The organism is Natrinema sp. H-ect4, assembly GCF_041894845.1.
In the GTDB taxonomy this organism is placed as follows: Archaea; Halobacteriota; Halobacteria; order Halobacteriales; family Natrialbaceae; genus Natrinema.
The window spans coordinates 1-24525 of sequence record NZ_JBHDYC010000004.1; the positions used below are offsets into that span (position 1 = coordinate 1).

General features: G+C 66.5%; 25 protein-coding genes and 1 pseudogene. 8 read left to right on the top strand and 18 right to left on the bottom strand.

Annotated elements, in window-relative coordinates; translation table 11 throughout:
• From ACEWFR_RS06945 to ACEWFR_RS06960, 4 genes are all read left to right on the top strand, one after another.
• On the top strand, positions 1-287 hold a 287-nt coding region (locus ACEWFR_RS06945), incomplete at its 5' end, for a hypothetical protein (protein WP_374060345.1).
• A gap of 379 nt (positions 288-666) precedes the next feature.
• On the top strand, positions 667-1083 hold the full coding sequence (locus tag ACEWFR_RS06950; protein ID WP_098725688.1) for a hypothetical protein: 417 nt from the start codon (positions 667-669) through the stop codon (positions 1081-1083).
• A 181-nt stretch (positions 1084-1264) separates the two neighbouring features.
• Positions 1265-2620: a TIGR00341 family protein gene (locus ACEWFR_RS06955; RefSeq protein ID WP_374060558.1), complete on the top strand. Its 1356-nt coding sequence runs from the start codon at positions 1265-1267 to the stop codon at positions 2618-2620.
• A gap of 23 nt (positions 2621-2643) precedes the next feature.
• A complete protein-coding gene (locus tag ACEWFR_RS06960) occupies positions 2644-2916 on the top strand; it encodes a hypothetical protein (RefSeq protein ID WP_374060346.1) in 273 nt (90 codons plus the stop codon).
• Positions 2917-3065: 149 nt separating this feature from the next.
• On the opposite strand, the gene ACEWFR_RS06965 is transcribed toward ACEWFR_RS06960, so the two are convergent.
• From ACEWFR_RS06965 to ACEWFR_RS06980, 4 genes are all read right to left on the bottom strand, one after another.
• Positions 3066-3404, bottom strand: a complete 339-nt coding sequence (locus ACEWFR_RS06965) for a dodecin domain-containing protein (protein ID WP_374060347.1) — start codon at positions 3402-3404, stop codon at positions 3066-3068.
• Positions 3335-4771, bottom strand: a complete 1437-nt coding sequence (locus tag ACEWFR_RS06970) for an MATE family efflux transporter (RefSeq protein ID WP_374060348.1) — start codon at positions 4769-4771, stop codon at positions 3335-3337. The genes ACEWFR_RS06965 and ACEWFR_RS06970 overlap by 70 nt, the downstream gene beginning before the upstream one ends.
• 95 nt (positions 4772-4866) lie before the next feature.
• A complete protein-coding gene (locus tag ACEWFR_RS06975; protein ID WP_374060349.1) occupies positions 4867-5958 on the bottom strand; it encodes a geranylgeranyl reductase family protein in 1092 nt (363 codons plus the stop codon).
• A gap of 130 nt (positions 5959-6088) precedes the next feature.
• A complete protein-coding gene (locus ACEWFR_RS06980) occupies positions 6089-6271 on the bottom strand; it encodes a hypothetical protein (RefSeq protein WP_374060350.1) in 183 nt (60 codons plus the stop codon).
• A 145-nt stretch (positions 6272-6416) separates the two neighbouring features.
• Between ACEWFR_RS06980 and ACEWFR_RS06985 the strand changes: the two genes are divergently transcribed.
• Together ACEWFR_RS06985 and ACEWFR_RS06990 are read left to right on the top strand one after the other, a co-directional pair.
• Positions 6417-7241, top strand: a complete 825-nt coding sequence (locus tag ACEWFR_RS06985) for a cyclase family protein (protein WP_374060351.1) — start codon at positions 6417-6419, stop codon at positions 7239-7241.
• Entirely contained in the window at positions 7238-8233 is a 996-nt protein-coding gene (locus ACEWFR_RS06990) for a fumarylacetoacetate hydrolase family protein (protein WP_374060352.1), read from the top strand. Before ACEWFR_RS06985 ends, ACEWFR_RS06990 begins: the two co-directional genes overlap by 4 nt.
• 16 nt (positions 8234-8249) lie before the next feature.
• Here the strand turns inward: ACEWFR_RS06990 and ACEWFR_RS06995 are convergent, their stop codons facing one another.
• The 9 genes from ACEWFR_RS06995 to ACEWFR_RS07035 all read right to left on the bottom strand — a co-directional run bounded on the left by ACEWFR_RS06995 (position 8250) and on the right by ACEWFR_RS07035 (position 18325).
• Positions 8250-8612: a hypothetical protein gene (locus tag ACEWFR_RS06995; protein WP_374060353.1), complete on the bottom strand. Its 363-nt coding sequence runs from the start codon at positions 8610-8612 to the stop codon at positions 8250-8252.
• 43 nt (positions 8613-8655) lie between these two features.
• Positions 8656-11187 (bottom strand): RND family transporter, encoded by a 2532-nt coding sequence (locus ACEWFR_RS07000; protein ID WP_374060354.1) that lies wholly within the window; start codon positions 11185-11187, stop codon positions 8656-8658.
• Positions 11188-11391: 204 nt separating this feature from the next.
• Positions 11392-11961, bottom strand: a complete 570-nt coding sequence (locus tag ACEWFR_RS07005) for a GTP-dependent dephospho-CoA kinase family protein (RefSeq protein ID WP_374060355.1) — start codon at positions 11959-11961, stop codon at positions 11392-11394.
• 5 nt (positions 11962-11966) lie between these two features.
• Positions 11967-12164: a transcription elongation factor subunit Spt4 gene (spt4, locus tag ACEWFR_RS07010; protein WP_098725680.1), complete on the bottom strand. Its 198-nt coding sequence runs from the start codon at positions 12162-12164 to the stop codon at positions 11967-11969.
• A 2-nt stretch (positions 12165-12166) separates the two neighbouring features.
• Entirely contained in the window at positions 12167-12736 is a 570-nt protein-coding gene (locus tag ACEWFR_RS07015) for a DNA-directed RNA polymerase (protein WP_098725679.1), read from the bottom strand.
• Positions 12737-13129 carry a PIN domain-containing protein gene (locus ACEWFR_RS07020; protein ID WP_374060356.1) on the bottom strand — a complete coding sequence of 131 codons (393 nt, stop codon included), beginning with the start codon at positions 13127-13129 and terminating at the stop codon, positions 12737-12739.
• A gap of 4 nt (positions 13130-13133) precedes the next feature.
• Positions 13134-14366, bottom strand: coding sequence for a translation initiation factor IF-2 subunit gamma (locus ACEWFR_RS07025; protein ID WP_374060357.1), 1233 nt, complete (start codon positions 14364-14366; stop codon positions 13134-13136).
• Between the two features lie 174 nt (positions 14367-14540).
• Positions 14541-17204 carry an RND family transporter gene (locus ACEWFR_RS07030; RefSeq protein ID WP_374060358.1) on the bottom strand — a complete coding sequence of 888 codons (2664 nt, stop codon included), beginning with the start codon at positions 17202-17204 and terminating at the stop codon, positions 14541-14543.
• A 209-nt stretch (positions 17205-17413) separates the two neighbouring features.
• Positions 17414-18325 carry an ArsR family transcriptional regulator gene (locus ACEWFR_RS07035; RefSeq protein WP_374060359.1) on the bottom strand — a complete coding sequence of 304 codons (912 nt, stop codon included), beginning with the start codon at positions 18323-18325 and terminating at the stop codon, positions 17414-17416.
• A 95-nt stretch (positions 18326-18420) separates the two neighbouring features.
• On the opposite strand from ACEWFR_RS07035, the gene ACEWFR_RS07040 reads away from it, so the two are divergent.
• Positions 18421-19419 (top strand): DUF5787 family protein, encoded by a 999-nt coding sequence (locus ACEWFR_RS07040; protein WP_098725674.1) that lies wholly within the window; start codon positions 18421-18423, stop codon positions 19417-19419.
• A gap of 27 nt (positions 19420-19446) precedes the next feature.
• Here ACEWFR_RS07040 and ACEWFR_RS07045 read toward each other — a convergent pair whose 3' ends face one another.
• Positions 19447-20271: an MBL fold metallo-hydrolase gene (locus tag ACEWFR_RS07045; RefSeq protein WP_374060559.1), complete on the bottom strand. Its 825-nt coding sequence runs from the start codon at positions 20269-20271 to the stop codon at positions 19447-19449.
• A gap of 99 nt (positions 20272-20370) precedes the next feature.
• Positions 20371-20700, bottom strand: coding sequence for a hypothetical protein (locus ACEWFR_RS07050; RefSeq protein WP_374060360.1), 330 nt, complete (start codon positions 20698-20700; stop codon positions 20371-20373).
• A 102-nt stretch (positions 20701-20802) separates the two neighbouring features.
• Here ACEWFR_RS07050 and ACEWFR_RS07055 point away from each other — a divergent pair.
• Positions 20803-21006, top strand: a pseudogene (locus ACEWFR_RS07055) (hypothetical protein); the annotation flags it as partial.
• 46 nt (positions 21007-21052) lie between these two features.
• Here ACEWFR_RS07055 and ACEWFR_RS07060 read toward each other — a convergent pair.
• From ACEWFR_RS07060 to ACEWFR_RS07070, 3 genes are all read right to left on the bottom strand, one after another.
• Positions 21053-21898, bottom strand: a complete 846-nt coding sequence (locus ACEWFR_RS07060; protein WP_374060361.1) for an arsenite methyltransferase — start codon at positions 21896-21898, stop codon at positions 21053-21055.
• Positions 21891-22250, bottom strand: coding sequence for an ArsR/SmtB family transcription factor (locus ACEWFR_RS07065; RefSeq protein WP_374060362.1), 360 nt, complete (start codon positions 22248-22250; stop codon positions 21891-21893). The genes ACEWFR_RS07060 and ACEWFR_RS07065 overlap by 8 nt, the downstream gene beginning before the upstream one ends.
• Before the next feature lie 511 nt (positions 22251-22761).
• Complete coding sequence (locus tag ACEWFR_RS07070) at positions 22762-24441, bottom strand: AMP-binding protein (protein WP_374060363.1); 1680 nt, start codon at positions 24439-24441, stop codon at positions 22762-22764.
• Positions 24442-24525 lie beyond the last annotated feature (84 nt).

Consider the following 24525-nt stretch of genomic DNA (forward strand, 5'->3'; position numbering starts at 1 on the left):
ATATTGGGCAAAAAAGTGAGAGAGCAGGGTTTGACGAGAACAAGGAGAATGTGTTTGATACAGATGGTGCCCGGGAAGATGCAATTCGCCTCTCTGAACGGCTCAGAGGGCCGATACCAGAGGGAGAAGGAGAGTATTCATCATACCGGCTAAGTGAAGAAGAACTACTTGCAGATACGTTCGCCTTGATGATATTAGAGCCAAAGGCAGCCGAACGAGTGGGTCCAAGAGCAATAGATTGCCTCAAAGACTACCTAAACGCAGTAGCTGAAGAAATAGTTGAGTGACCAATAGAAGTTGGACAATGACTTGAACCTCATTTGGGCCACATCTTCAACTCTATTGGGGCTAGTTTAGACGCCTGAATTCATACAGTTGAGCGGTCGAGCGCTATAGTAGCCACTGAAACGATTTACACACTGATCGGACAGCTGTCGTTCGATCAGGCGTGCAATGACTTGCAGTGGCTACTATAGACAGTTAGCGTGGGCTACCAGGCAGACGATACTATCTGCAGACTACCTCGACCAGACAAATTCTAGCGTCTAAACATAGCCCTGATTTATCGAATCAGTACTGTCTGTCGGATAGACATCATACCCACTACTCTCGAGTCCCGGAACTGGCCGGCCACACCGTCAAGGCTCGCGGTCACCGAACGCGAGTATGCCAACACGCCTCGACGCCGAGACCGACTTCGAGGAACTAACTGCCCGCATTCGGACCCAGTCACAGCAAGCGCCCGGCTCGGGCACCGAACGGGTGACGATCCGCTCGCTCGAGGCCGTTAGCTCCGACTCACTGGCGACCGTACTCGAGGCCGCCGAGAGCGAACACCTCGAGCCGGGGAGCCTCGTCTTCGTCCTCTCGCGGGCCAACGCCGAACGCCTCATCGAACGGGAGTTCGACATCGACGACGTCGCGGAACTCGAGGAAGTGCTCGGGCGACGGGTCCGCGTCGAGGACGAGATGCCCGACGACACGATTCTGCTGTTGCATCCCGACGCCGTCGACGGCGAGGAACTGGTCGAGCCCGAGGCGATCGCTTGCGGGGTCGTCGGCACCGACGACACGGACGACTGATACGGTTTACTGTACCGATGTACCGGCGCGACCGCGATCTGGCCTGCGGTCGCGCCGGAAATGACGTACAGCAGACCGTATGAGTCGACGGTCCGGGCGACCCACTGATCGACCCCGGCAACCACAGGAACCCGTCCACTGCCGCCCCGAGGACTATCCGCGACTCGAGTGTGGCCCCAGTATGCGCTATCTGGAGATCACGGTGCCGGAGGGGAAGCGACGGGCCGTGCTCAACATCCTCGAGGACGAGGGATTCGACTATGTCGTCAGCGACGAGACCAGCGGCCGGGGGTATGCAGCGGTCGTGCGGTTTCCGATCCCGACGCAGGCGGTCGAACCGCTGCTCGATCGGCTGCAGCAGGCCGGCGTCAGCGACGAGGCAAGCGTCGTCGTGATCAACGCCGAGACGGTCGTCTCCGAGGGGTTCGCGACGCTCCGGGAGCGGTACAGTCGCGGCGGCCAGACGGGCTCACGTACCTCGAGACAGGTGTTGCGCACGAAGGCGGACGAACTCACGCCCCCGTTTGCGATCTACACCGTCATGCTGTTGATCAGCGCGGTCGTCGCCACCGCCGGGTTGCTGGCCGATTCGCCGGCGGTCGTGATCGGGGCGATGGTCATCGCGCCGCTGCTCGGCCCCGCATTGGCCGCCAACGTCGGCATCGTGACCGGTGACGACCGGCTCAAATCGACCGGCTTCAGCTACCAGGTCGTCGGCGTGACGATGGTCATCGTCGCTTCCATCGCCCTCGCGGTGCTGGCCCGCCTGGCCGGCCTCGAGCCCGCGGGGGTCGACATCGTCGCCGCGACCGAACTCGAGGAGCGGGTCGCGCCCAACCTGTTCTCGCTCGCGGTCGCGCTGGGCGCAGGGATCGCCGGCATTTTGAGCCTCACGCGGGGGTTTTCGGAGGCCATCGTCGGCGTCATGATCGCCGCGGCGCTCATTCCGCCATCGGCCGCGGTCGGCATCACGGTCGCCTGGGGGATGTCCGGTGCGGCGATCGGTGCCGCCGTCCTCGTGATCATCAACCTCCTGTCGATCAACCTCGCCGCGCTGACCACGCTGTGGATCGCCGGCTACCGCCCGCAGGGGCTGTTCGAGGTGTCGCCGACCCGGACGCCGACCTACACGTACGCGGCCGTCTTCGGTGTCGGCCTGCTGGTGCTGACCGCGCCGCTGGCCGGCGTCACCCTGCTAGATTTCCATACGACCGAACTCCAGTCGGCCGCCGAAGACGAGGTCGAGGCGGTCCTCGCGGAGCCCCAATATGCCGCCCTCGAGAGCGACGACGTCGAAGTCATCCTCGACGGCGACTACCCGATCCAGTCGGTCGAGCGGGTCGTCGTCACGGTCTCCGGACGGGAGCCCGGCCCGCATCCGGGCCTCGCCGACCGGCTCTACGAGGCAATCAGACCCCACAGCGATGGGCCGCTGATCGTCGAGGTTCAGTACGTCGTTGCCCAAGAGCGCGGCGGAAACGCCGACGGACGGGAAACGGTCCGGTCCGCGAGCCGACCGCCAGAACAAGACGTATAGTGTAGTTGTTCCAACCATTTTGCATGGGTTACACGCAGTCTCGAGACCGGTACGTTCCGGCATCGACATGGTCCTCGCTGAGCTGGTCGACCATGCGACTGGTGACGGCCGTCACGGTGCTCGCGCTCACGGCGTCGATGGCGCTGGCATCGATGGGGATCCCCGAAGACATCATGCTCGTCGCGCTCGCGACCGTCGCCGTGCTCGCCGTCGGCCTCGCGCTCGTTCGGCTCTTCGTCTTCCTCGAGCGAAACGGGGTTCCGCTGTTCGAATCCGACATCGCCGCGACCGCATAGCGCGACCGCCTGACGATCCGTTTTCGAGCCGGTACCGATCGACTGATCGACGAGGAGCTGTGGGACCGCTACGGCGTCGACCGTGGCCGGGTCGGCGACGGCCGTCTCGAGGCCCGACCGCTGGAGCCCGAACGAGACGTGAATCGTCGTCATGTACGATTCAATCTGTCCGTTCTGGACATCCGCCGTCTGTGACTCGATCTCGGTCCAGTGCTCCCCTCGAGGGTCTCGTCCGCGTCGTCGAGCGCGGTCTGGGCTGCGTCTTCCCACGACTCGCTCGACGTGCCGACCAGTTTGATTAGCTGGCAGTTTCGCTCATGGTCCGCGGGAACGGATACTGCGGGACGGCACAGTCCTTGGCCGGGGTATGCCGGCTCTGCTCGGGCTGGCCACGCTCCTATCGCCGTTGTCTCTCCGCTCAGCCGGCGTCCGACGACGGCCGGTACCGCCGGCTCACCGCCTTCCAGCGGCCGCTGTGGAACAGCCAATAGTTGATCCCGCCGGGCACGCTCGTCTCGAGGAAGAGCGCCAGATAGAGCCCGCCGACGCCGAGCGGCGTGACCAGTCCGAGCGCGGCCGCCGGGAGCGCGAAGGCGTACCGGCCGAGCAGGGAGGCGACGAACGGCCAGCGGGTGTCGCCGGCACCGAGCAAGGCCCCGGCAGCGGCGCCGTCGATGCCGTAGCCGACCGAACTGACCGCGCCGACGGCGACGAAGGTAGCGGCCTGCGTGACCGCCGCGGGATCGCTCACGAACAGCCCCGCGATCGGCCGAGCGAAGATCACGACCAGCGCCCCGATAACGACGTAGAGCACCGTCGAGAGCCGGATGATCGCCGCGCCGTAGGCTCCCGCCTCCCCTTCCTCATCCGCGCCAAGGTGTTGGCCGACCAGCGAGCTCGCGGCCAGCGACAGCCCCCAGTTGACGCTGTTGATCAGCGCTCGCACCCGTCGGCCGACCTCGAGCGCCGTCACGACGACGGGGCCGAAGGAGGCGGCGATCCACAGCAGCGGGAAGACGACGAGCCCCTGTGCGAGCCGGCGGCCGATCTCCGGCAGCGAGACCTCGATCAATTGCCGCAGCAGCGTCGGCTCGAGCCATGGGCCCGACGGCGTGATCGGGACGGGGCTGGGTTCCATGCCGAGCCGGCCGTACGACCGGCCGAGCATCCCCCACGCCAGGACGACCGTCACGAACCCGCTGGCGAGGGTCGTCCCGATGGCCGCGCCGGCAGCGCCGAGACCGAACCCGAAGATCAGCAGTCCGCTGAGGACGACGTTGAGCACTGCGCCGCCGGCGCGGGCGACCATCTCGGTGAACGTGTCGCCGACGCCGGTGTAGGTGCGGCTCGCGATCAGGTTGAGCACTTCGAAGACCACGGCCGGCGCGACGTAGACGAGGTAGATCCGCCCGTGGACGAGCGCGTCCGATCCGGAGCCGAGCAGGCGGATCAGGGGCCCGGGAATGGCAACGAAGAGGAGCGCGATCGGGACCGACAGCGCGGCGGCGAGGACGACGCTCTGGTTGACGGCCACCGACGCGCGATTGGTCGCCTCGCCGCCGTAGTTCTGCGAGACGAGCGTGACTGTCCCGCCCGCGACCCCGAGCCCCAGCAGCGTAACGATCTGCCAGTAACCTAGCGCGAAGGCCAGTCCCGCGGTGCCGGCCGTCCCGACGGCGGCCCCGACCATCGCGAGGTCGGCCGTCTGCTTGGACATGATCGCGAAGCCGGTGACGATCCGCGGCCAGGCCAGTTCCATCGTCGGGCGAAACCGCTCCCCGTCGATGATTCCGGCCCGCTCGAGGATCGCGGCCACGAACGCGAGCGCGGCTGACCGCCACTGCCGCCTCGTCATCTATCCCTCGTTTCGGGACCGCCGCCTTCGGTCTGTCGACTCCGGTACTCGAGGGGGGTTATCGCTCCGCGGGTCCCAACCGATCTCGAGCGGATCTAGCCGCGGAGCCGCGAGAGCATGGCTTTCAGGTGGGTCGGCGAGACCAGCGACGTCGGTCGGTCCATGTGGACGCCGATCTCGCCCGAGAGCGCTCCGAGGCCGAGCCGTTGGACGGGCTCGGGCAGCGAGTAGGCCCGCCGAATCCAGCGCCCGAGTTCCTGTTCGCGCTCGAGGTCGTCGCGCCAGGCGCGTTCGTAGGCCGCGAGCGTGGTCGGCCGGTCGGGATCGATCTCGCGAGCGGCGTGGTCGGCGCTGGTCATGCTATAGAGAATGCCGCCCCCGGTGAAGGGCTTGGTCTGGGCGGCTGCGTCGCCGATGAGGAAGGCCCGACGGGTCGTCACTCGGTCGGGCGACCCGACCGGGATCGCCCCCGAACAGCGGTGGGAGACGTCGATCTCGTAGCCGTCGATGAGTTCCTCGAAGTGCTTGGTCACCTGCACGCCCGGCGGGGCCGCGAGGCCGTACTCGACGCCGGCCTCGCCCCGGGGAATCCGCCACGCGAAGAAGGTCGGCGGCGTGAGGTGGACGTCAACGAAGTCCTGGTGGTCTTCTTCCTCGGAGAAGGCGAGCACGCCGTGGAGGAACTCCTCGGGCGTGGGAAGTGCGAGTTCGTCCCGCACTCTCGAGCGCGGACCATCGCAGCCGGCGAGCATCTTCGCCTCGAACTCGACGGTTCCGTCGGGGCCGCTGGCGACGATTTCGACTCGATCCCGGTGTTCGGTGACTGCAGTGACGGTGTGTTCCTCGCGGACATCCGCACCCGCCTCCCGGGCCAGGTCGGCGAGGTGGCGATCGAGGCCGACGCGGTCGATGACGTTCGACGCGACCTCGTCCTTGTAGAATGGGTAGGCGTCGCTGCCGGGCCCGCCGACGTGGAACCGCGCGCCGTAGATTTCGTTCTGGAACAGTTCCTCGCGAGCGCCGCCGCCGGTGAACTCCCAAATGTCGGTACTGACGTGGCCCGAACAGGCGAGTGGCTCGCCGATCTCTCCTTTCTCGAGGGCGAGCACGTCGTAGCCTTCTTCGGCGGCCCGGCGGGCGAAGCGCGCGCCCGGCGGCCCGACGCCGACGACGACGAAATCGTACATGCTCGTCACGTTCACGGCGGAGAGTAAATAGTTACTCGAGACGCGTCGATCGGGATCCCAGTGCCGACGAGGTGTCGATAGCGGCCGTTCGTCGGGGTGGCCGTTAGCCACCCCATTCCCGGCAATTCGCTCACCCCACCCGTGATTCGGCCGATAGCACTTGATACGCTGCGATACCCACGAAGACGACCGACAGCCCCAACGCGGCGTACTGGACGTACCATGCCATCGTATCCAAGAGGAGCAGACCGACGACGGTGAGCGACATCCCCACGGTGAAAAGAGCGACCCACGACGCGGATTCCGTCTCCATGTCCAAACCTGCACTACCAGATTTATAATGATTCTCGTTTTGCATGTGTCTCGCAACAGTAGTGGCCGCGGCCACCGGAACTGGCCGGTCTAGAATCCAGCGGATCAGAGTCACTGTTAACTGGGTTCCCCGAATCGTGGCGACTATGAGTGACTTGGTAACAGCCGACGAGACCACGCTGATCGACCTGAGCATCGGCCTCGAGGACGGCGTCGCGAGCGAGCCCACGCCGCCGAGCATCGACGCGTTCGATCACGAAGCCGGTGCAGAGCGCCTCGCCGAGACGCTGCAGGCACAGGGCTACGACGTCGACCCCGAGGACTTCCCCGACGGGATGGGACTCGCGTGGGAGGACCTCGCGGTCATCCCCCACGCCGGGACCCACCTCGACGCGCCCTGGCATTACGGCCCCGAGGTCGACGGCGAACCGGCGAAGACGATCGAGGAGATCCCCCTCGAGTGGTGTCGTGGGAACGCAGTCGTCCTCGATTTCCGGTGGATGGACCCTGGCGAGGAGATTTCGGCGCGGGATCTCGAGGACGCCCTCGACGACCTGGATCACGACCTCTCGCCGGGCGAGATCGTCCTGCTCCAGACCGGGGCCGACGAGCTGTGGGGCCGGCCCGAGTACCTGACCGAGTTCCCCGGAATGAGCGCCGAGGGGACGAAGTACCTCGTCGAGCAGGGCGTGAAGGTGATCGGCACGGACGCCTACGGCTTCGACAAGCCGTTCGCGGCGATGGGCGAGCGCTACGTCGAGACCGGCGACGAGGACGAACTGTGGCCGGCTCACTTCGCGGGGCGGGAGGTGGAATACTGCCAGATCGAGAAGATGGCCAACCTCGACGAGCTACCCCGCAGGACCGACGTGCCGATCGTCGCGTTCCCCATCACAATCGAGGGCGGAAGCGCGGGGTGGGTGCGGCCGGTCGCGCTTATCGGGGACGAGACGGGAGGTGAGACCGCATGAAACTCGCGACCGTCGAAGTCGATACGCCGGTCGGTCCCGTCGAACGGATCGGTGCCGTCGACGAGTCGAGCGAATCCGACGATACGCCCGCCGGCGAAGCGACGCTCGTGGACCTCACCGCCGCCTACGGGGCCGCCCTCGAGGCAGAGGGCGAACCCGCGCCCGCGGATCTGGCCCGCGCGCACGTCCCGCCGGAGATGATCGCCTTCTTAGAGCGGGGCGACCGGGCGATCACAGATGCGAGAGAAGCCCTGGAGTTCGCGGCAGAGACGGACGCCGAGCGCGGTCCCGGCGGCGCGAAAATCCGGTACGAACCCGGCGAGTACGACCTGCTCGCACCGCTTCCCCGGCCGAACTCGCTTCGCGACTGCATGGCGATCGAAGAGCACGTCCAGAACAGCATGGACGGCGAGATCGCAGACGTCTGGTACGAACTCCCGGTCTACTACAAGGGCAACGCCGACAGCGTCGTCGCGCCCGGCGAGACGATCGAGTGGCCAGACTACTCGTCGATCATGGACTACGAACTCGAGATCGCGGCCGTGATCGGGAAGCGGGGCCGGGACATCCCCGCCGAGGAGGCCGAGGTACACATCGCCGGCTACACCGTTTTCAACGATTTCAGCGCCCGCGATATTCAGGGGCGGGAGATGGAAGGGCGATTGGGCCCCGCGAAGGGGAAGGACTTCGCGAACGGACTCGGCCCCTATTTCGTCCCGCGCGAGGACATCGACGTGCTCTCCGCCCCGATGACCGCCCGAATCGACGGCGAGGTCTGGTCGGAGGGCACCGTCGACGAGATGTACCACTCCTTCGCGGAGATAATCGAACACATCTCCCAGTCCGAGACGCTCCACCCCGGCGACGTCATCGGCAGCGGCACCGTCGGCGAGGGCTGTGGGCTGGAACTGGGTACATGGCTCGATGACGGCGACACCGTCGAACTCGAGGTCGAAGGGATCGGCACGCTCGAGCACACGGTCGTCAGGTAGCCCGCCGCTCGCGGCGTTACCGGGCGTCGCGCCCGGCCTCGAGCGCCGCGGTGCTCGAGGCGAGCAGAAAGCCGACGACGCCGAGATAGGCGACGAAGAGTTGGCCGCTGACGTCGGCCGTCGTGAGCTGTCGGCTGACGGCGACGGGACCGATACTGAGGCCGAAGAGGCCGACCGCGTAGCCGAGCCGATCCGTCGATCGGTCGAACGCGGGGAACTCGGCGACGAGCAGCCGACGATACGCGACGGCGAAGTACCCCCAGCCGGCGTACAGCGCGACCACGGCGGCGACCAGGAACCAGTTCGACCCGAACGCGATACGGAGGGTGCCGCCGGTGACCAGCCCGATGCCGAACCCGGCAGGGAGCGCCCTGTTCACGGTTCGTATCGTTACTCGAATGACAAAAACGTGTACGTCTCCGTCAGTCGTCGCCGGTGCTGGCCACCGTCGGTTCCGCCCCCTCCGCGACGCGGGTCACGTCGGCGTAGCGCGCCCATAACGCGAGCATGCTCGGGAGGACGAACACGCTCACGAGGAACGATGTGACGAGCGCGAGCACGACGAGCAGTCCGAGGCTCTGGAACTGCGGATGCGGGTGCAAGAGCAGGGCCAGGAACGCTGCCGAGGAGGTGAGCGTACTCCCGAGCAGTGCGCCGCCCGTGCCGACGACGGCCGCCTCGAGCGCCTCGTAGACGCCGCCGTGACGGCCCAGCTCCTGCGCAAACCGGTCGCTGAGGTGAATGTTGTAGTCGATCCCCAGTCCGATGACCAGACTCATCAGGAGCGCGGTCAGCAGGGTCAGGGGCACGTCCAGCAGGTACATGCTCCCGATGACGAGGCCGGCAACCAGCGCGATCGGGACGACCGTCACGGCCCCCAGCGTCGCGCTGCCCTCGCTCAGCCGGTAGATGCCGATCAGGGCGACCGCGATCACGCCCAGCGCGAGGAGCAACACGTAGAGGATTCCCTCGGTGACTTCGCCCAGTTCGGCCTGTGTGACCGCCGCCGGGCCGGCCGCGGTCGCAGTCAGATCCGCGTCACCGTCTTCGATCGCCGCGGCGGCCTCCTGCATGCCGTCGGCGCGCTCGTCGTACGTGTCGCCGCGGTCGACGGTGACGAGCATGCGAAGCGATCGGTACTCCCCCTCCTCAGTCCGCTCGATCACCTGCCCCGCCTCCGCGGGGGCGACCTCGAAGAGGTGATCGTAGACCGACTCGAGATCCCGGTCGGGAACCCCGTCGTCGTCCGTATCGGCCGACTCGAGGGTGGCGGCGAACGACTCGTTGTCCTCGGCCGCGGTCGCCATGACCGACAGCGGCGAGACGACCGATTCGACGCCCTGCTGATCGAAGGCGACGCCGGTCTCGCGGGCCGTCTCGGCTCCGCGATCCAGCTGTTCGAGCGATCCATCGGCGGTCACGTCGCCTTCGATCAGTATCTCCGAACGACCGGCGCCGTCGTCGCTGGACTGGTACTGCTCTGCGACGTACAGCCGGTTTTCGACGAACTCGGACTCCTCCCAGGCCATCGGCCCCGGCAGCTCCGTCTTCCAGTCGGCGACCGACTCGGTCCGCTGCTGGAAGCTCTCCTGTTCCAGTGCGGGCCAGGCGACCGCGCCGGCGGTGCCCGCGACGAGCGCGATGACGATGACGACCGGCGCTGCCCGCCTGGCGAGGGTCACGCTGCCGCCGAGGATCCGACCGAGATAGCTACCGTAGCCAAGCGGCCGCTTGCGTCGATCGAAACCGACGCGCTCGAGGAGGCCGTCGATGCCGATCTTCAGCGCGGGGACGAGCGTGACGAAGATGACGAGCGCGGAGAGCACGCCGAGCGTGATCCCGATCGCCATGTCCCGGATCGAGGTCACCGGGTTGACGACGTTCGAGAGGAAGCCGATCGCGGTCGTCGCCGTGACCAGCGCGACCGCGACCGCGACCGAACGAAGCGACCGGGTCATCGGTGGTCGAATCCCTTCGTCGTTCCCCCGCTGTTCGCGATACCGCATGAAGACGTGGAAGCCGAAGTCGATACTGAGCCCGGCGATCATCACCGGGCCGATGATCATCGTCATCCCCGCGGGGACGCCGAGCCAGCCGAGGATACCGAACATCCAGAGGATCGAGACGACGACGCCGATCATGCCGACGACGACGTCGACGAAATCGCGGTAGGTGAACGCGAGGATGCCGAGAATGAGCGCCAGCGCGATCGGCAGAATGAGCGTCGTCGTGTTCGAGACCATCTGCTGGTTGAGGTCGGCGACCGCGTGGTCGCCGAACGTGAAGTAGTTCGGCTCGTCGTGCTCGGCCGCCGCATCGTAAAGGGCCCGCTGTGCGTCGCTCGGAACCCCCGCCGAGTCGTCCGTCCCGTCCGTCTCGAACCGGAAGACCATCCGGTGGCTCTCGGCCGTCGTACTGCCGGGCTCGTAACTGGCCGGCAGAAGCGAGAGCGCACCCGACTCTTCGGTCAGCGTCGCCTCGAGAAGCGCCTCGTACTCGTCGTCGTCGGTCGACTCGAGGGCGGCGATCTGTTCGTCCAGCGTCGCGTTCGCGTCCCTGGCGGCCCGCGCCCCGACGACGTTGGCGACGCCGGTGACGCCTTCGTCGTCCGCGAGCGACGCGGAGACCGACTCGTTGTCCAGCACCGTCCGCTGGTACTCGAGGGACTCGATCAGCGCGTCCTTCGAGAGGGCGTTGCCGCCCTCGTGTCGGAGATAGACCGGCGAGGCGGAGACGTTCGACTCGTCGCCGAGATCGTCGTAGTTGTCGGCGATGTACTCGGCCTTTTGCGCGGGCGTCGTTTCCCCGACGTCGCCGCTGCTCGCCTGATTGGACGTATCGAGGTTCCCGATTCCCATGACCATGCCGGCGGTCATGAGCAGCAAGACGACGATCACGATCCGATTGTGAGTCGTAATCGCATCGATCCACCTGTCAAGTGCGTCACGTGGCATTTCGTTTGCCGTTCTATCGGGGAGTCATATAAAGCGGGAATCACGATTTCCGGGCCTGAAGTTCGTCACCCACCACAGCCGTGGCCGTGCCGGACCGTGGCGTCAGCCGCGGGTCGCTGCCGACCGCGCGACCGGAGCGGGAGCGACGGTCGCGATGCTACTCGGGACGACGAAACGATCGGAAAACGGACCGCGAGCCGACGGTTACCCCTCGAGCAGCTCCCAGAAGCGCTCGGTGTCGCCCTCGAAGCGCTCGAGCAGGTCGCGCATGTCGGTGCGGTGGTCGTCGGTGACTTGCACGTGGACCATTCCCTCGTCGGGCTGGCCGTAGACGACGCTCGCGCCCTCGGGCGCGGCGACGATGGCCGGCAGCGCGACCAGATCCTCCTCGCCGTCGACCAGTATCGTGGTCGGGTCGTCGGTCGAGAGCGCGCGCCGGAGCGCGCGAACGACCGGCACGGAGAGTTCGGCGGGCGGGTTCCGCACCTCGATGCTCGCGCCCTCGGTGACCGCCTCGCGGATCTCCTCGTCGACCTCGCTGCGCTTGGTCCGGCCGTCCACGAGCGCGACGTCGGGCCGGTGGCCCGCCTCGAGGAGGTGGTAGGTGACGACGTCGCCGACGGCGATCAGGGGTCCGTCGACAGTCTCGAGGAGTCGGTCGGCGTCCGTTTCGATCGGTCCCATCGGCTCCTTGAGCTCGTGGCGGAGGTCGTCAGGTAAAACCAGTAGCTGGTCGTCGGCGGCGGACACGTCGTCGTTGTCGTCGCGGGTCACGCCAATCAGCGAACCTTCAGGGCGTACGCGCCCGATTCGGTGATCTGCATCTCCGTCGCGATCTCGCTTTCCTCGGGGTGGGCGATGATGACGTAACCCGCCCAGTCCTCGGTCAGCGACGAGGAGTTGCAGGCGTCACAGGTTTCGTTGTCCGGTTCGTTGACCCGGTGACACTCGCGACAGACGAGACGGTCGGATGCCATGGTTATTCACCTGCGGTCGCTTCGCGTTTCTCGCGTTCTTCCTCGAGCCAGCCGTGTTTGCCCAGCCCCGGCTGTTTCGCGGTGAGGCCGATCTTCGAGTCACGCGGGTTGCGCTCGTCGATGCTCTTGGTGACGATGCGGGCCCGGACGGCGTCGTCGACGCCGAGCGAGCGGGCGGACTCGTTCGAGGCGAGTCGCTGGTTCTCGCCGTCGAAGGCGAGATACTCGTCACTGATCTGGGAGACGTGCAACAGGCCGTCGACGGGACCGATGCCGACGAAGGCACCGAACTCGACGACTTCGACGACGGTACCGTCGACGACTTCCTGCATCTGCGGATCGAACGTCACCGCGTCGAACTCGGCCTCGTAGTAGACGCCCGGCCGATTCGGCAACACCGTCCCCTCTCCGATATCGTGGACGTTGGTGACGGAGACGATGCTCCCCACCTCCTCGTCCATGCGCCCCTCGAGTTTGTCCTGGAGCAGTCGTTTGACTCGATTCGGCGAAACGTCGCCGAGTTCTTCCGGCGGTACTTCTACCGTGTCCTTCAGCCTGACCCGTTTGTACATCTATGGTTGAGTGATCGCTAACTTGTTTCTCCCGCGTAATGCAATTACCGGTCTGCTCGCCTCGAGCACCCGGTCGCGCAGCGGGCGATCGTTCGTGACGACGTAGTCGACGGTTCCTTCGCGAGCGAGTTCGACCAGAGCGTCGTCCGCGTACGACGCCTCCGTGTCGACGACGAGACAGCGCTCGGTCGCCAGATCGTGGCCGACGGTCGCAGCCGTCCCCTCCTGGCCGCCCTTCTCGGACAGCCGCCGAAGCTCCTCGAGGACGGCCTGTGGAATCGTCGGCTCGAATGAATCGAGCAATCGTTCGAGTTCCTCGAACAGCCGCACGTCGAGTTCGACCGGCATCATGAGCGCGCTCGTGTCGAGGGCGACCCGCGTCCGCGTGCTCATCGCCTCAGTCCGTGAGCGTTCCCAGGCCGATCAGCCGCCAGCGCGCACCGATGCGGCGGTTGATCGCGATTTTCGTCCCTGGATCGGCGGCGACGGGCCGCTTGAGTTTGACCTCACACTCGCCGCTGCGGGCACTGGTGACCGAGCCGACGGTCGTCGCCGTGCCGACGGTCATCATCAGCGGCTCGCCGGTGCTGATCTCGTCGACCGTCTCGCCGCTCTCGGCCCCGACGACCCGCTCGAGCAGGTCGACGTCCATCGTGAACTCGTTCCACGTCGGCGGGAGCGTTCCCGGCGGGCCGGCCATCCGGCCCGCAAGCGCGTCGCCCTTCGTCAGCGAGGGGTCGAGCTTGGTTCCGACGCCGAGCAGGCCGCCCGGCGTGACGGTGTCGACGGTCTCGCCGCCGGCCTGCAACGAGCGGATGCTCGTCTGGATCGGGACGTACTCGCTCTGGCCGCCCTCCTCGACTTCGCGGCCGGGTCGGATCTCGATATCGTCGCCGACCTCGAGTTCGCCTCGGACCAGACTACCGCCGAGAACGCCGCCGGCGAGGTCTTTCGCCGTCGTCCCGGGTTTGTTGATGTCGAAACTGCGGGCGACGTGCATTCGAGCATCGGTGTCGGGATCGCGCTCGGGGGTCGGAATCTCCTCCTCGATGGCCTGAATCAGCAGGTCGAGATTGACCTCCTGTCCCGCGGAGACGGGGACGATCGGAGCGTCCTCCGCGACCGTGCCCTCGACGAACTCCTTGATCTGCTCGTAGTTGTTGCGGGCGGTGTCCGCGTCGACGAGGTCGACCTTGTTCTGGGCGATGACGATGTTGTCGATGCCGATGATGTCCAGCGCCATCAGATGCTCTTCGGTCTGGGGCTGGGGGACGGGTTCGTTGGCGCTGACCACCAACACGGCGCCGTCCATCAGCGACGCGCCCGAGAGCATCGTCGCCATCAGGGTCTCGTGACCCGGGGCGTCGACGAACGAGACGGTCCGAAGCGGCTCGCTTTCCGAGCCGTCCGGACACTCCTCCTCTACGGTGTAACATTCGGGTTCGTCCGCTCCCTCGCAGTAGCGGAAGGTCGCGTCGGCGTAGCCGAGTCTGATGGAGATACCGCGTTTCATCTCCTCGGAGTGCTGGTCCGTCCACGAACCGCTCAACGCTTGCACCAGCGTCGTCTTGCCGTGATCTACGTGACCGACGAGCCCGATGTTCACCTCCGGTTGTCGATTTCCTACCATAAGACGATGAGTAATCTTGGGTAGTGATTCCGCTGTGCGACTGATAAAGGTTGCGAGCTATCCCTTCCCCGGGCCGACACTGCATGCGGATCGTCGGCACGGAACGGGGCCGGGTCGGCCGGCAGTCGAAAGCGAGAGGGGTTCAGCCGGCGGTCGGGATCCGGAACGGCCCCGCTATTCCCGCGCCGACTCGGGACCGCCGCCCGCCGGGCGGCCCGTCGGCTCCGCCGACGGCGCGTAGCGCACCCAGACCACGAGCGCGCTCGGCAGGACGACCACGCTGACCGCGAACGCGGTGACGAGCGCGAGCACGACCAGCGTCCCGAAGCTCTCGAGTTGCGGGTGGGGATGCAAGAGCAACGTCGCGAACGCGCCCGCCGACGTGAGCGTACTGCCGAGCAACGCTCCGCCGGTCCCGACGACGGCCGCCTCGAGCGCCGCGAACGGTGCCGTCCCCCGCTCGAGTTCCTGCGCGAAGCGGTCGCTGACGTGGATGCTGTAGTCGATCCCCAGCCCGATGACCAGGCTCATCAGGAGCGCGGTCAGCAGGGTCAGGGGTACGTCGAGTACGAACATGCCGCCGACGACCAGCGCCGTCACCAGCGCGATCTGGAGGCCGGTCACCGCCCCGAGGGTCGCACTTCCGTGCAGACGGCGATAGGTGGCCACGAGGGTGACGAAGACCGCACCGAGCGCCAGCAACAGGACCCGGAGAATCCCGTCGGTGATCACCGCGAGCTGGGACTCGGTGACGATCGTCTCGCTGACGGCGGTGACGGTGAGATCGAGATCGGCTTCGCGGTCGTTCGCGTCGCCGGCCGCGCCGTCGCCCGATTCGATCGTCGCCGCCATCGCCTCGATGTCGTCGACGCGGCCGTCGTCGAAGCCGGTCCGCTCGGGCGGACCGAGGACCCGAAGCGACCGGTATTCCCCGTCGTCAGTCCGCTCGATCACCGAACTCGCAGCCTCGGGCGCGGTCGCGTAGAGGGCGTCGTAAACCGACTCGAGGTCCCGATCGGGCACCCCGTCGCCGTCGGTGTCGGCCGACTCGAGCGTCGCGGCGAACGAGTCGTTCTCGGCCGCGGCCGTTTCCATGACCGACAGCGGCGAGCGCACGTCCGCGTCGGTCCGGGCCGATTCCTCGGGGATCGCCCCGGTCTCCTCGCCCCGCTCGAGGCCGGCCCGGACGCGCTCGAGGCTCCCGTCGGCGGTCACGTCACCCTCGATCAGCAACTGGAACCGATCGCCGTCGCCGGCCGCACGCGGCCGGTAGGCCTCCCGGACGTGGCGCTGGTGGCGGTCGTAGTCGGCGACCTCCCACGCGAGCGGGCCGGGGAGGGCCTGCTTCCACTCCGCGGCGGGGTCGTCCTGCGTCTGGACGCCCTCCTCCTCGAGGCCGGTCCAGGCGACTGCACCGCCGGCGCCGGCGAGCAGGGCGACGACGAGGACCAGCGGTGCGGCCCGCCGCGCGAGGGCAACGCTGCCCCGGAGCAGTCCGCCGAGGTACGCCCCGTCACCGAGCGGGCGCTTGTGCCGGTCGATCCCGACGCGCTCGAGCGAGCCGTCGACGCCGATCTTCAGCGCGGGGACAAGCGTGACGAAGATCACGAACGCCGAGACGACACCGAGCGTGATCCCGACCGCGAGATCGCGGATGAGCCCGACGGGGTTGACGACGTTCGAGAGAAAGCCGATCGCGGCGGTCAGCGTCACGAGGCCGAGCGCGAGCGCCACGGATCGAACGGCCCGCCGCATCGACGGCCGGACGCCAGCCGGTGCCCGGTCGTCGTCAGGGCCCGCGGAACGCTGCTCGCGATACCGCATGAAGACGTGGAACCCGAAGTCGATGCTGAGTCCGGCGATCAGGATCGGGCCGATGAACATCGTCATGCCGGCGGAGACGCCGAGCCACCCCAAGATCCCGAACATCCAGACGATGGCGGTCACGACGCCGATCATCCCCACCAAGACGTCGACCGGGTCGCGGTAGGTGAACGCCAGGACGCCGAGGATCAGCGCCAGTGTCAGCGGCACGAGCAACTCCATCGTGTTCTCGTTCAGCTGTCGGTTCGACTCGTCGAACGCGTGCTGGCCGAGCGTGAAGTACTCGAGGGCGACGCCGTTCCCGCCGCCGGCGCTCGCGACTGTTCCGTCGCGCTCGGCCGCGGCGTCGTAGAGGACACGTTGGGCGTCGCTCGGCGGTGCCCCGTCGTCGCCGGCCGCGAACCGGAACAGCATTCGGTGGCCCTCCGCGGTCGCCGCGCCCGAGTCGGCCCCGTCGGCGACCAACCGGCGGGCCTCGGGGTCCTCGGCGAGCGTCCGTTCGACCAGCGACGCGACCTCACCCTCGCTCGCCGACTCGAGAGCGCGGATCTGGGCCTCGAGGTCGGCGTCGGGGTCCTCGGCCGCGCGGATCGCCACGAGGTTCGCGACGCTGACGACGGAGTCGTTGGGGGAGCCGACATCACCGGTCCCGTCGCCGCCGTCGGCGTCGGTCAGTGCGGCCGCGAGCGTCTCGTTCGTCGTCACCGATCGCTGGTAGCGCAGGGCATCGAGCAGCGCCGCCCTCGAGAGGGCGTTGCCGTCCGCGGCCCTGACGTAGACCGCGCTCGAGGCGGTCTCCGTTCCGTTCGCCGGTCCGCCGTAGCGCTCCTCGATCGCCGCCGCCGTCTCCGATCGATCCGTCTCGGGGAAGTCGTCCTGGCCCGCCTGGCTCTCCGTGTCCAGTTCGGTCACCCCGACGCCCATCCCCGCGGTCAGTATCAACAGTACCACCAGCACGAGACGGCTGTGGGTCGTGACGAAATCGATGCAGTCGTCCAGTGTCAGACTCGTCATGGGTTCTCACCTCGAGTCGACGTGGAGTCGAATTCCATCTCGGTCACTACCCAGCGGATCCGACTACGTAAGTATTATCGAAGAAATTACATGTAACAGATCCGTTTCAAAACGCTCGTTGAGCGGCTCGTGGGGGGTCGGCGGGAAGCCGGTCCGTCTCGGATCGCTCACCCGCGTCTCCGCTCAACGGGAGTTTTGTTGTGTTGTTATCACGAACGCTCGTCGCCGACCGATTGCCGGCACACGCGCTCGGTCCGCTCGACCGACAGGTCGGCCCCGAGTCCGAGTCGGAGAACGTCGCCCTCGAGCCCGAACGTCACCTCGTAGGCGGCGGGCTCGGTGGCGGTCTTCGCGCTGGACCACCCGCCGTCGTGGACGCGTCCCAGGAGTTCCCACGGGGCCGTCGAGAGGACATCGACGCCGCGCTCCCAGCAGAACGCGATCGCCTCGGGGTGGTACGCCGAGCGGAGCGTCAGCGGGGCCGAGTACGACCGCAGACAGTCCGCACAGCGATCGATCGCGACGAACGGGTCGGCCTCGGGCTCGCCGAGTTCGCGCACCTCGAGCGAGAGTCGCCCGCCGCAGGACGGACAAACACCGCCGCGGACCTGGCGGTAGTGGGCGCCCATCCGGTGGACGAGCGCCTCGACGGCGGCCGACGCGGACCGCTCCCGGACCTGCGCCGGCGGGACCTCGTAGCCGGCGACGTTTCGCTCACAGTCCAGACAGCCGATCGTCAGGAACTGGTTGTCGAGGGTGGCCTCGAGCGACGACGCGCCACAGAGGAGACACGACCCCGGGACCGCAGTTTGGTCGAACCCGGTCACCTCGCCGTAGTTCTCCGAAAGGAGCAGCCGGACGATCCGCTCGCCCGCGTGGGTCAGCGAGTAGCCGTCGTCGGTCTTGCGCAGGAACAGCCCCTCGAGTTCGCCGAGGTGATAGGAGAGTTTGGCGGTGTTGTCGATCGCGACCCGGTCGTAGATCGCCGAGAAGGAGAGTTCGGCCGGGCCGGCGGTGTGGCCCCGCTCGCTCTGGGCGACGGCGATCTTCCGGAGCACCGCGATACGGGTCTCGTCGGAGAGGAGTCCGAAGACCGCGGCCGCCGACCGGTCCTCGCTCATGGGTGGGTCCACACCCGCCAGCGAATAGTGTCTTTCCCCGACGCTCGAGCCACCGAACCCGACGACTTTTCTCGCCCGCTGCCCTCCCCACTACCGTGTCAGAGTTCGCGTTCGAACTCGAGTTGTGCGCCCACCTCGAGTCCCACCGGGAGGGGATCGTCGCCCGCCAGCTCGGCGGCAGCGTCGCCGATCCTGGCGGGCGGATCCTCGACGTGCTCTGCGTCGAGCCCGGTCCCAAATTCGAGGATCGCGTCGCGATCACGAGCGAGTCGATCCCCGACGCCGCCATCGAGTCGGCCGTCGGCACCGGCCGAGCGCGCTACTGGAAAGACGCCTTCGACTGCCACCCCGAGCGCGCCCGGAGCGCCCTCGAGCGCGCGCTCGAGATCGGCTTCTTCGAACGCGATCACGCCGCCAGCGCGGCCAGCAGTCGCGACCACGTTCGACAGGTCGCCCGCTATCCCGACTGGTACGGTCGCATCGTCGGCATCGAGAACAAGCCAGATCTCGGCCGGCCGGGCGACCTCGAGGCGCAACTGCGAACGGACGTGAGCCTCGCGCTGGTCGACGCGGTCGTGCTCGCGACCGAGAGTTACGTGACGCGCGCGCATCTAAATCGTCTCCCCGAGCAAGTCGGCGTCTGGCGGGTTCACCGTGACGAGTCGGACGGCGGACGCCCACTCGAGGTCGAGGTGATTCGCGAACCCGCGTCGCTGCCCGTCGCCGAGCCGGGGATCGAACCGCTCGAGTCCCATCCCGGCCGGACCGAGATCGAGGTCGTTTCCCCCGCGGCGAAAGCTCGGGCGCGCCGGCGGATCGCCGAACGCGCCTATGGAAAGGGGTGGCGAACGTACGACTTTCCGGCCTGTTCGGCCTGTCTCCCCGACGACGCTGGCGGCGCGACGCTGCCGTACTGCGAGTGGAAAGAGCGGGTCGTCGACGCCGCGGCGGAGTGCGGACCGGCGTGTTCGGGTTACGACGCGGCCGCTGAACCAGAAATAGCTCTCGCGGACGAGCGCGACCGTCGAAGCGCGTGGATGGCCGACCCGGGCGGAAAGCGACGGCAACAGTCGGGACTCGATCAGTTCGACTGACGGCGTTCGATCGTGTCCGCTCGACCCCTAGAGGACGTACTCCTCGCCGTCGATCGCCAGCGGTTCCTCGAACGCCTCCTCGGCGGGGTAAAAGTGCGCAAGGTGGACCAGTCGCGTCCGGTCGGCGTTCAGCTGCTCGGCCATCGCGAGCGCCCCCTCTCGAGTCATGTGTTTCGTGCCGAACGTCCGAGGGGTGCCCTCGCTGTCCTCGTGGCGACCGCCGAGGGGGTGGTGCTCACAGAGGCTCGCGGGGACGATCCCATCGGCGAGCAGGAGGTCAGCGTCGGCCAGTACCGCGCGGGACTCCTCGGGAATATCGTAGCTCGTATCGCCCGTGATCGACAGCTTCGCGCCCGTCCATGGATCTTCGATAGCGAGACCGTAGCAGACCAGCGGCGGGTGTTCGACGGGGACTAGCGTCACGTCGAGCCCGCAGCTGTGGACCGTCTCGAGGGGCGTCGTCGGAACGACGGTGACGGGATCGAGATAGTGGTAGTCGTCCCGGACCGTTTCGGCGACGCTTTTGTCCGTCTGGGGATCGGTCTCGTCGGCCGCGTAGACCTCGAGTGAGTCCACGACGCGAAAGACGTTGCCCAGCCCGTCGAGGTGGTCGAAGTGAATGTGCGTGATGACGGCCGCGTCGGGAAGCGGGACGTCGTCGCGGAGGAACTGGTAGCGAAAGTCGGGGCTGAAGTCGATCAGTAGCGACTCTCCCGTACGCTCGTTTTCGACGTGAACCGAGAATCGCGTCCGCTCGACGCCGCGCTCGCGAGCGGCCGTACAGGTGTCGCAGTCACAGCCGACGGTCGGCGTCCCGGTCGTGTCGCCGGTACCCAGCAGCGTTACCCGCATCGTCACGTTGTCCCTCCGAGACCGTCCCTGAAAGCACTGACTCCAATGGTGCCGCTGGAACAGCTGGGAACCCGCGCGACGCTGTCGGTCCGTCGCTGCCTACACATACGCCGTCCCTTCTTCGAGCGCCGTCCGGACGAACGGGTGCTCCCGTTTCGCTTCGAACCGATCCGCCGGCAGTACGTGCACCGAGAAGACGACGCCGTGCTCGAGTCCGACCGTCTCGGCGAGCGCCTCGAGTTCCTGTTCGATCGCTTCGTCGTCCTCCTCGAGGACCAGCAGGATCTCGGTCTCGGTGTGGACGCCGCGGTCGTCGCCTCGGACAGCGGCCCCGAACGCGACGAGGTGACGGATCGACTCGCCGTGGGCCGCCTCTGCCCGACTGGCGAACGCCGTCGCGGCATCCCCCGCTGTCGCTCCATCGCTCATGCAGTGTGCTAGACGGCCGTCGCATAAAGGGTATACTGTTCATCGACTGGTCGCTGTTCAGAGTAGAGTGTGACGGAGTGAGGCGGTGGAATTCGTTGTGCTCTGCCAGAATTCGACCGCCTCGACGGATCTAGCATCGGGATCGAGTTAGATTCTGTGGAGCGCGAGCAGACACCGCGCGAACTCATGGAACTCAGTATCCAGCTCCAGTTGTGCGAATTATCACTTCACGACGTCGACGACACCGTGTTTCTCGTCGATTCTGGACCGTGGCTGAAAGCTGCACGCAACCGACACGGTCTCCGATCGAAAAGATATTAACTAATCAAGACTGGCCGTATCTCTCGATCAGTCAGGAGTCGTGCGCTGGTTTCCGAGCCTCGATAGTGGCAGAGACGAGGTAGTCACCGAGGTCGCGATCGGCGTCCCAATCACTGATGAACTCGGTGCTCTCATCCGTGGGCGCTATCTCGATTGCTTCGAAGCCAGCACTGTCGAGCATCGCTTCAAGATCCTCAACGGTTGACGCACCGGCGACACAGCCAGTTAGCGAGTTCGGGTCCATCTTGACGTCGTCGGGGAACGGCGCGGTTTGGACGACGTCCGAGATGGCGACGCGCCCACCGGGCTTGAGGACACGGTAGGCATCGTCGAACACGAGTTGTTTTTTCGGGGCGAGGTTGACGACGCAGTTCGAGATAACGACGTCGACGGTCGCGTCGGCAACGGGGAGGTGGCTGATCTCGCCGAGGCGAAACTCGACGTTGTCGGCGTCGTTCTTCGCGACGTTCTCCCTCGCTTTCGAAACCATTTCTGGTGTCATGTCGACACCGATGACGGCCCCATCCTGTCCGATCTCCTGTGCAGCGAGGAAGCAGTCGAAGCCCGCACCTGAGCCAAGGTCGAGCACTGTCTCGCCGGGCGCCATCTCGGCGAACGCCTTCGGGTTTCCGCACCCGAGGCCGAGGTCTGCACCGTCGGCGACCGACGCGATATCGTCCGTGTCGTAACCGAGGCGTTCGCTCCCGGTCGCGTCTGCGTTGCCGTTACAGCACCCACCGTCATCGGTGACATCGATACCGACGTCACCACAACAGTCCTGACCGTCCGAAGCGATTGTCCCGTAGCGTTCGCGCACCATCTCCAGAGTCTCTTCGGGGTCACGATCACCGGCCACCGTATCAGTATCGTTACTCATGGGCACCTCGCAGGTCGTCGAGTGTTTCGAGGAGAGCCGCGGTCGTCTCAGTCGATTCATAGTATCGCCAAGACCCTTCCTTGCGGCGCGTGACCAGTTCTGCGGTGTACAAGCGGGAAAGCGCCTGGCTGACGGCGCTCTGACTGACCCCGACCGTGGCTTCGAGATCGCAGACGCAGACGCCATCACCGGCGTTCGCGATGCGGCGAAGTAGTTCGTATCGCGTGTCGTTCCCCATGGCGGTCAGTACTTGGAGGTCCGTCGCCATCGCATCTGAGTCGATGTCTCCGGGCGGTGCACAGCAGGTGTCGGCCCCTTCCGTGGTTTCATCAGCGATTGCACCGTCTCTCATATCAGCGCTAGCTTATACAAGCAGATACTAATATTTTCCCCCTGTGGGACTACCACCGAACGAATTCGGCCGCTGCAGTTGGCGGCCAGTTTGCGGCCGTCGGTAGCCGTTTCGTCGCCCGTATTGACGTGGCCGTCAGCCGTTCGCTCAACGACGCGTACTGAACGTCCCGTTTACTGCAAGCAATGACTGGAGTCGTGGATTCTGCTATAGTAACAACTGCAACTAGTTACACACTGATCGCACAGCTGTCGTGCGATCAGGTATGCAGTGGCTACTATAGTGACTGCGTGAAATGAAGCGACCTGCTATCGTGGCATTACGGAATCGCCACGCCCTCCCCAGCCGATTCGTGCGCGGTTCCCTCCGGTCACCGCTCACAGTATCGAGGCCGTCACTCCGTTCAGGTCTCGCAATTCGCCGCGGCCCAGCGCGCGCCACCGCACGCCAGATGGTCGGTCTGGAGTGAGACGTGGTTCCCGTGTATCGAACGGTTCGCGGTTCGCGACCGCTACGCTCGATCGGCGATCACGCCCTCGAGTCGCTCCCGATCAAGCTTCCCCATGTCCGTGACGGGCAACCCCTCGAGCACGACGACATCGCGGGGCCGCTTGTACGGGGCCAGTCGGTCTGTGGCCCACTCGAGAAACTCGTCTCTGGCGAACGAGTCGTCGGCGGTCGTGGCGGTCGTGACGGCCGCGACGACTTCCGACCCTTTGGTCTCGTGGTCGCTGCCGGCGACGGCGGCGTTCGCGACGTCGGGATGGGTCTTCAGCACTTCCTCGACTTCGGCGGGCGCGATCGAGTAGCCGCTCGATTTGATCATGTACTTACGCCGGCCGAGGAAGTAGAGCGCGCCGTCCTCGGTCATGCGCCCGATGTCGCCGGTGAGCACGTAGCCGTCGTGGAAGGCGGCCTCGGTCTCTTCGGGTTTGCCGAGATAGCCCTCGAAGAGCGACGGCGACTTCACGGTGATCTCGCCAGTTTCACCCCGGGGGACCTCCTCGTGGCTCTCCCAGTCTCGGATTGCGATATCGGTCTCGTAGACCGGTTTGCCGACGAACCCCTCCTCGATCACGCCGAGGCCCTGCGTGAACGTGTCCCGCGTGTGGGTCTCGGTCAGGCCGTAGGACGCCTCGTACATCGCCGAGTCGGTCACCGCTCCCCACCGTTCGCAGAGGTCCTCGGTCAGCGCCTGTCCGAAACTCGTCACCGGCATCGACTCGAGTGAGTCAATCGATCGCTCCTCGGCCGCCAGCAACGGCAGTAGCTCCCGGACCATCGGCGTGGTGATCCAGCCGTCGGTCGGCTCGTGGGTCGCGAGCGCGTCGACGTAGGCCTCGGGCTCGTATCGGGTCAGGAGGACGGTCGTCCCGCCCTGAATCATTGGGGAGTCGACGGCGTTGAGCTTCCCGGCCACGTGGAAGACGGGCATCACCGCGAGGTGACGCGTGTGTTCGTCCCGATCGGTCAGCGCCGAAGACGTGGCTGCGGCGAACAGGACGTTCGCGTAGCTGTGCATGCAGCCCTTGGGCAGGCCGGTCGTTCCCGAGGTGTACTGCAAGAGGCAGATATCGTCCATCGCAACCTCGACGGCCGGCGGCTCGGCGGGCGTTTCCTCGAGGATCGACTCGAGGTACCGAACGTCATCGGATTCGGGCTGTCGCGGCATCTCGATCGCGTCAGCCATGTCCTCGTGGATCGCGGGCACCGGCTCGTCGGGCAGGAACGTCTCGAGGCGCGTGTAAACGATCTCCTCGAGCGGCGATTCCTCGCGGACGGCCTCGAGCAGCGGCGCGTGGGCGTCTCCCGCGACGACGATCCGCGCGTCCCCGTCGGACAGTTGATAGCTCACGCGGTGTTCCTTCGCCATCGGGCTGCAGGGGCTGACTCGCATCCCTAATTTTTGGGCCGCGTAGTAGGCGATCACGTACTGCGGGCAGTTCTGCAGGAGCAAGAGGAGGGTGTCCCCGCGGCCGTACCCGCGCTCGGCCAGCTCGGTCGCAAAGCGATCGATCGCGTCGCCGAGTTCCCCGTAGGTGAGCCGTGCGCCGTAGTAGTCGATCGCGACGCTGTCCGGTCGTTCCGCCGCGTAGTGGGCGACGTACTCGTGGAGCGGTTGCTTCCCGAGAGGAAAATCCGGTTCGCTCGGAACCCCGTCCGGAAACTCTGCGGGTGCTGTGGTAACCATGGGCACGACGACACGACGAACACCTAAATTCGTTCCGTCGGATTCTCCCCGTCCGGCCGTCTCGGTCGGGTTAGCGCTCAAGAG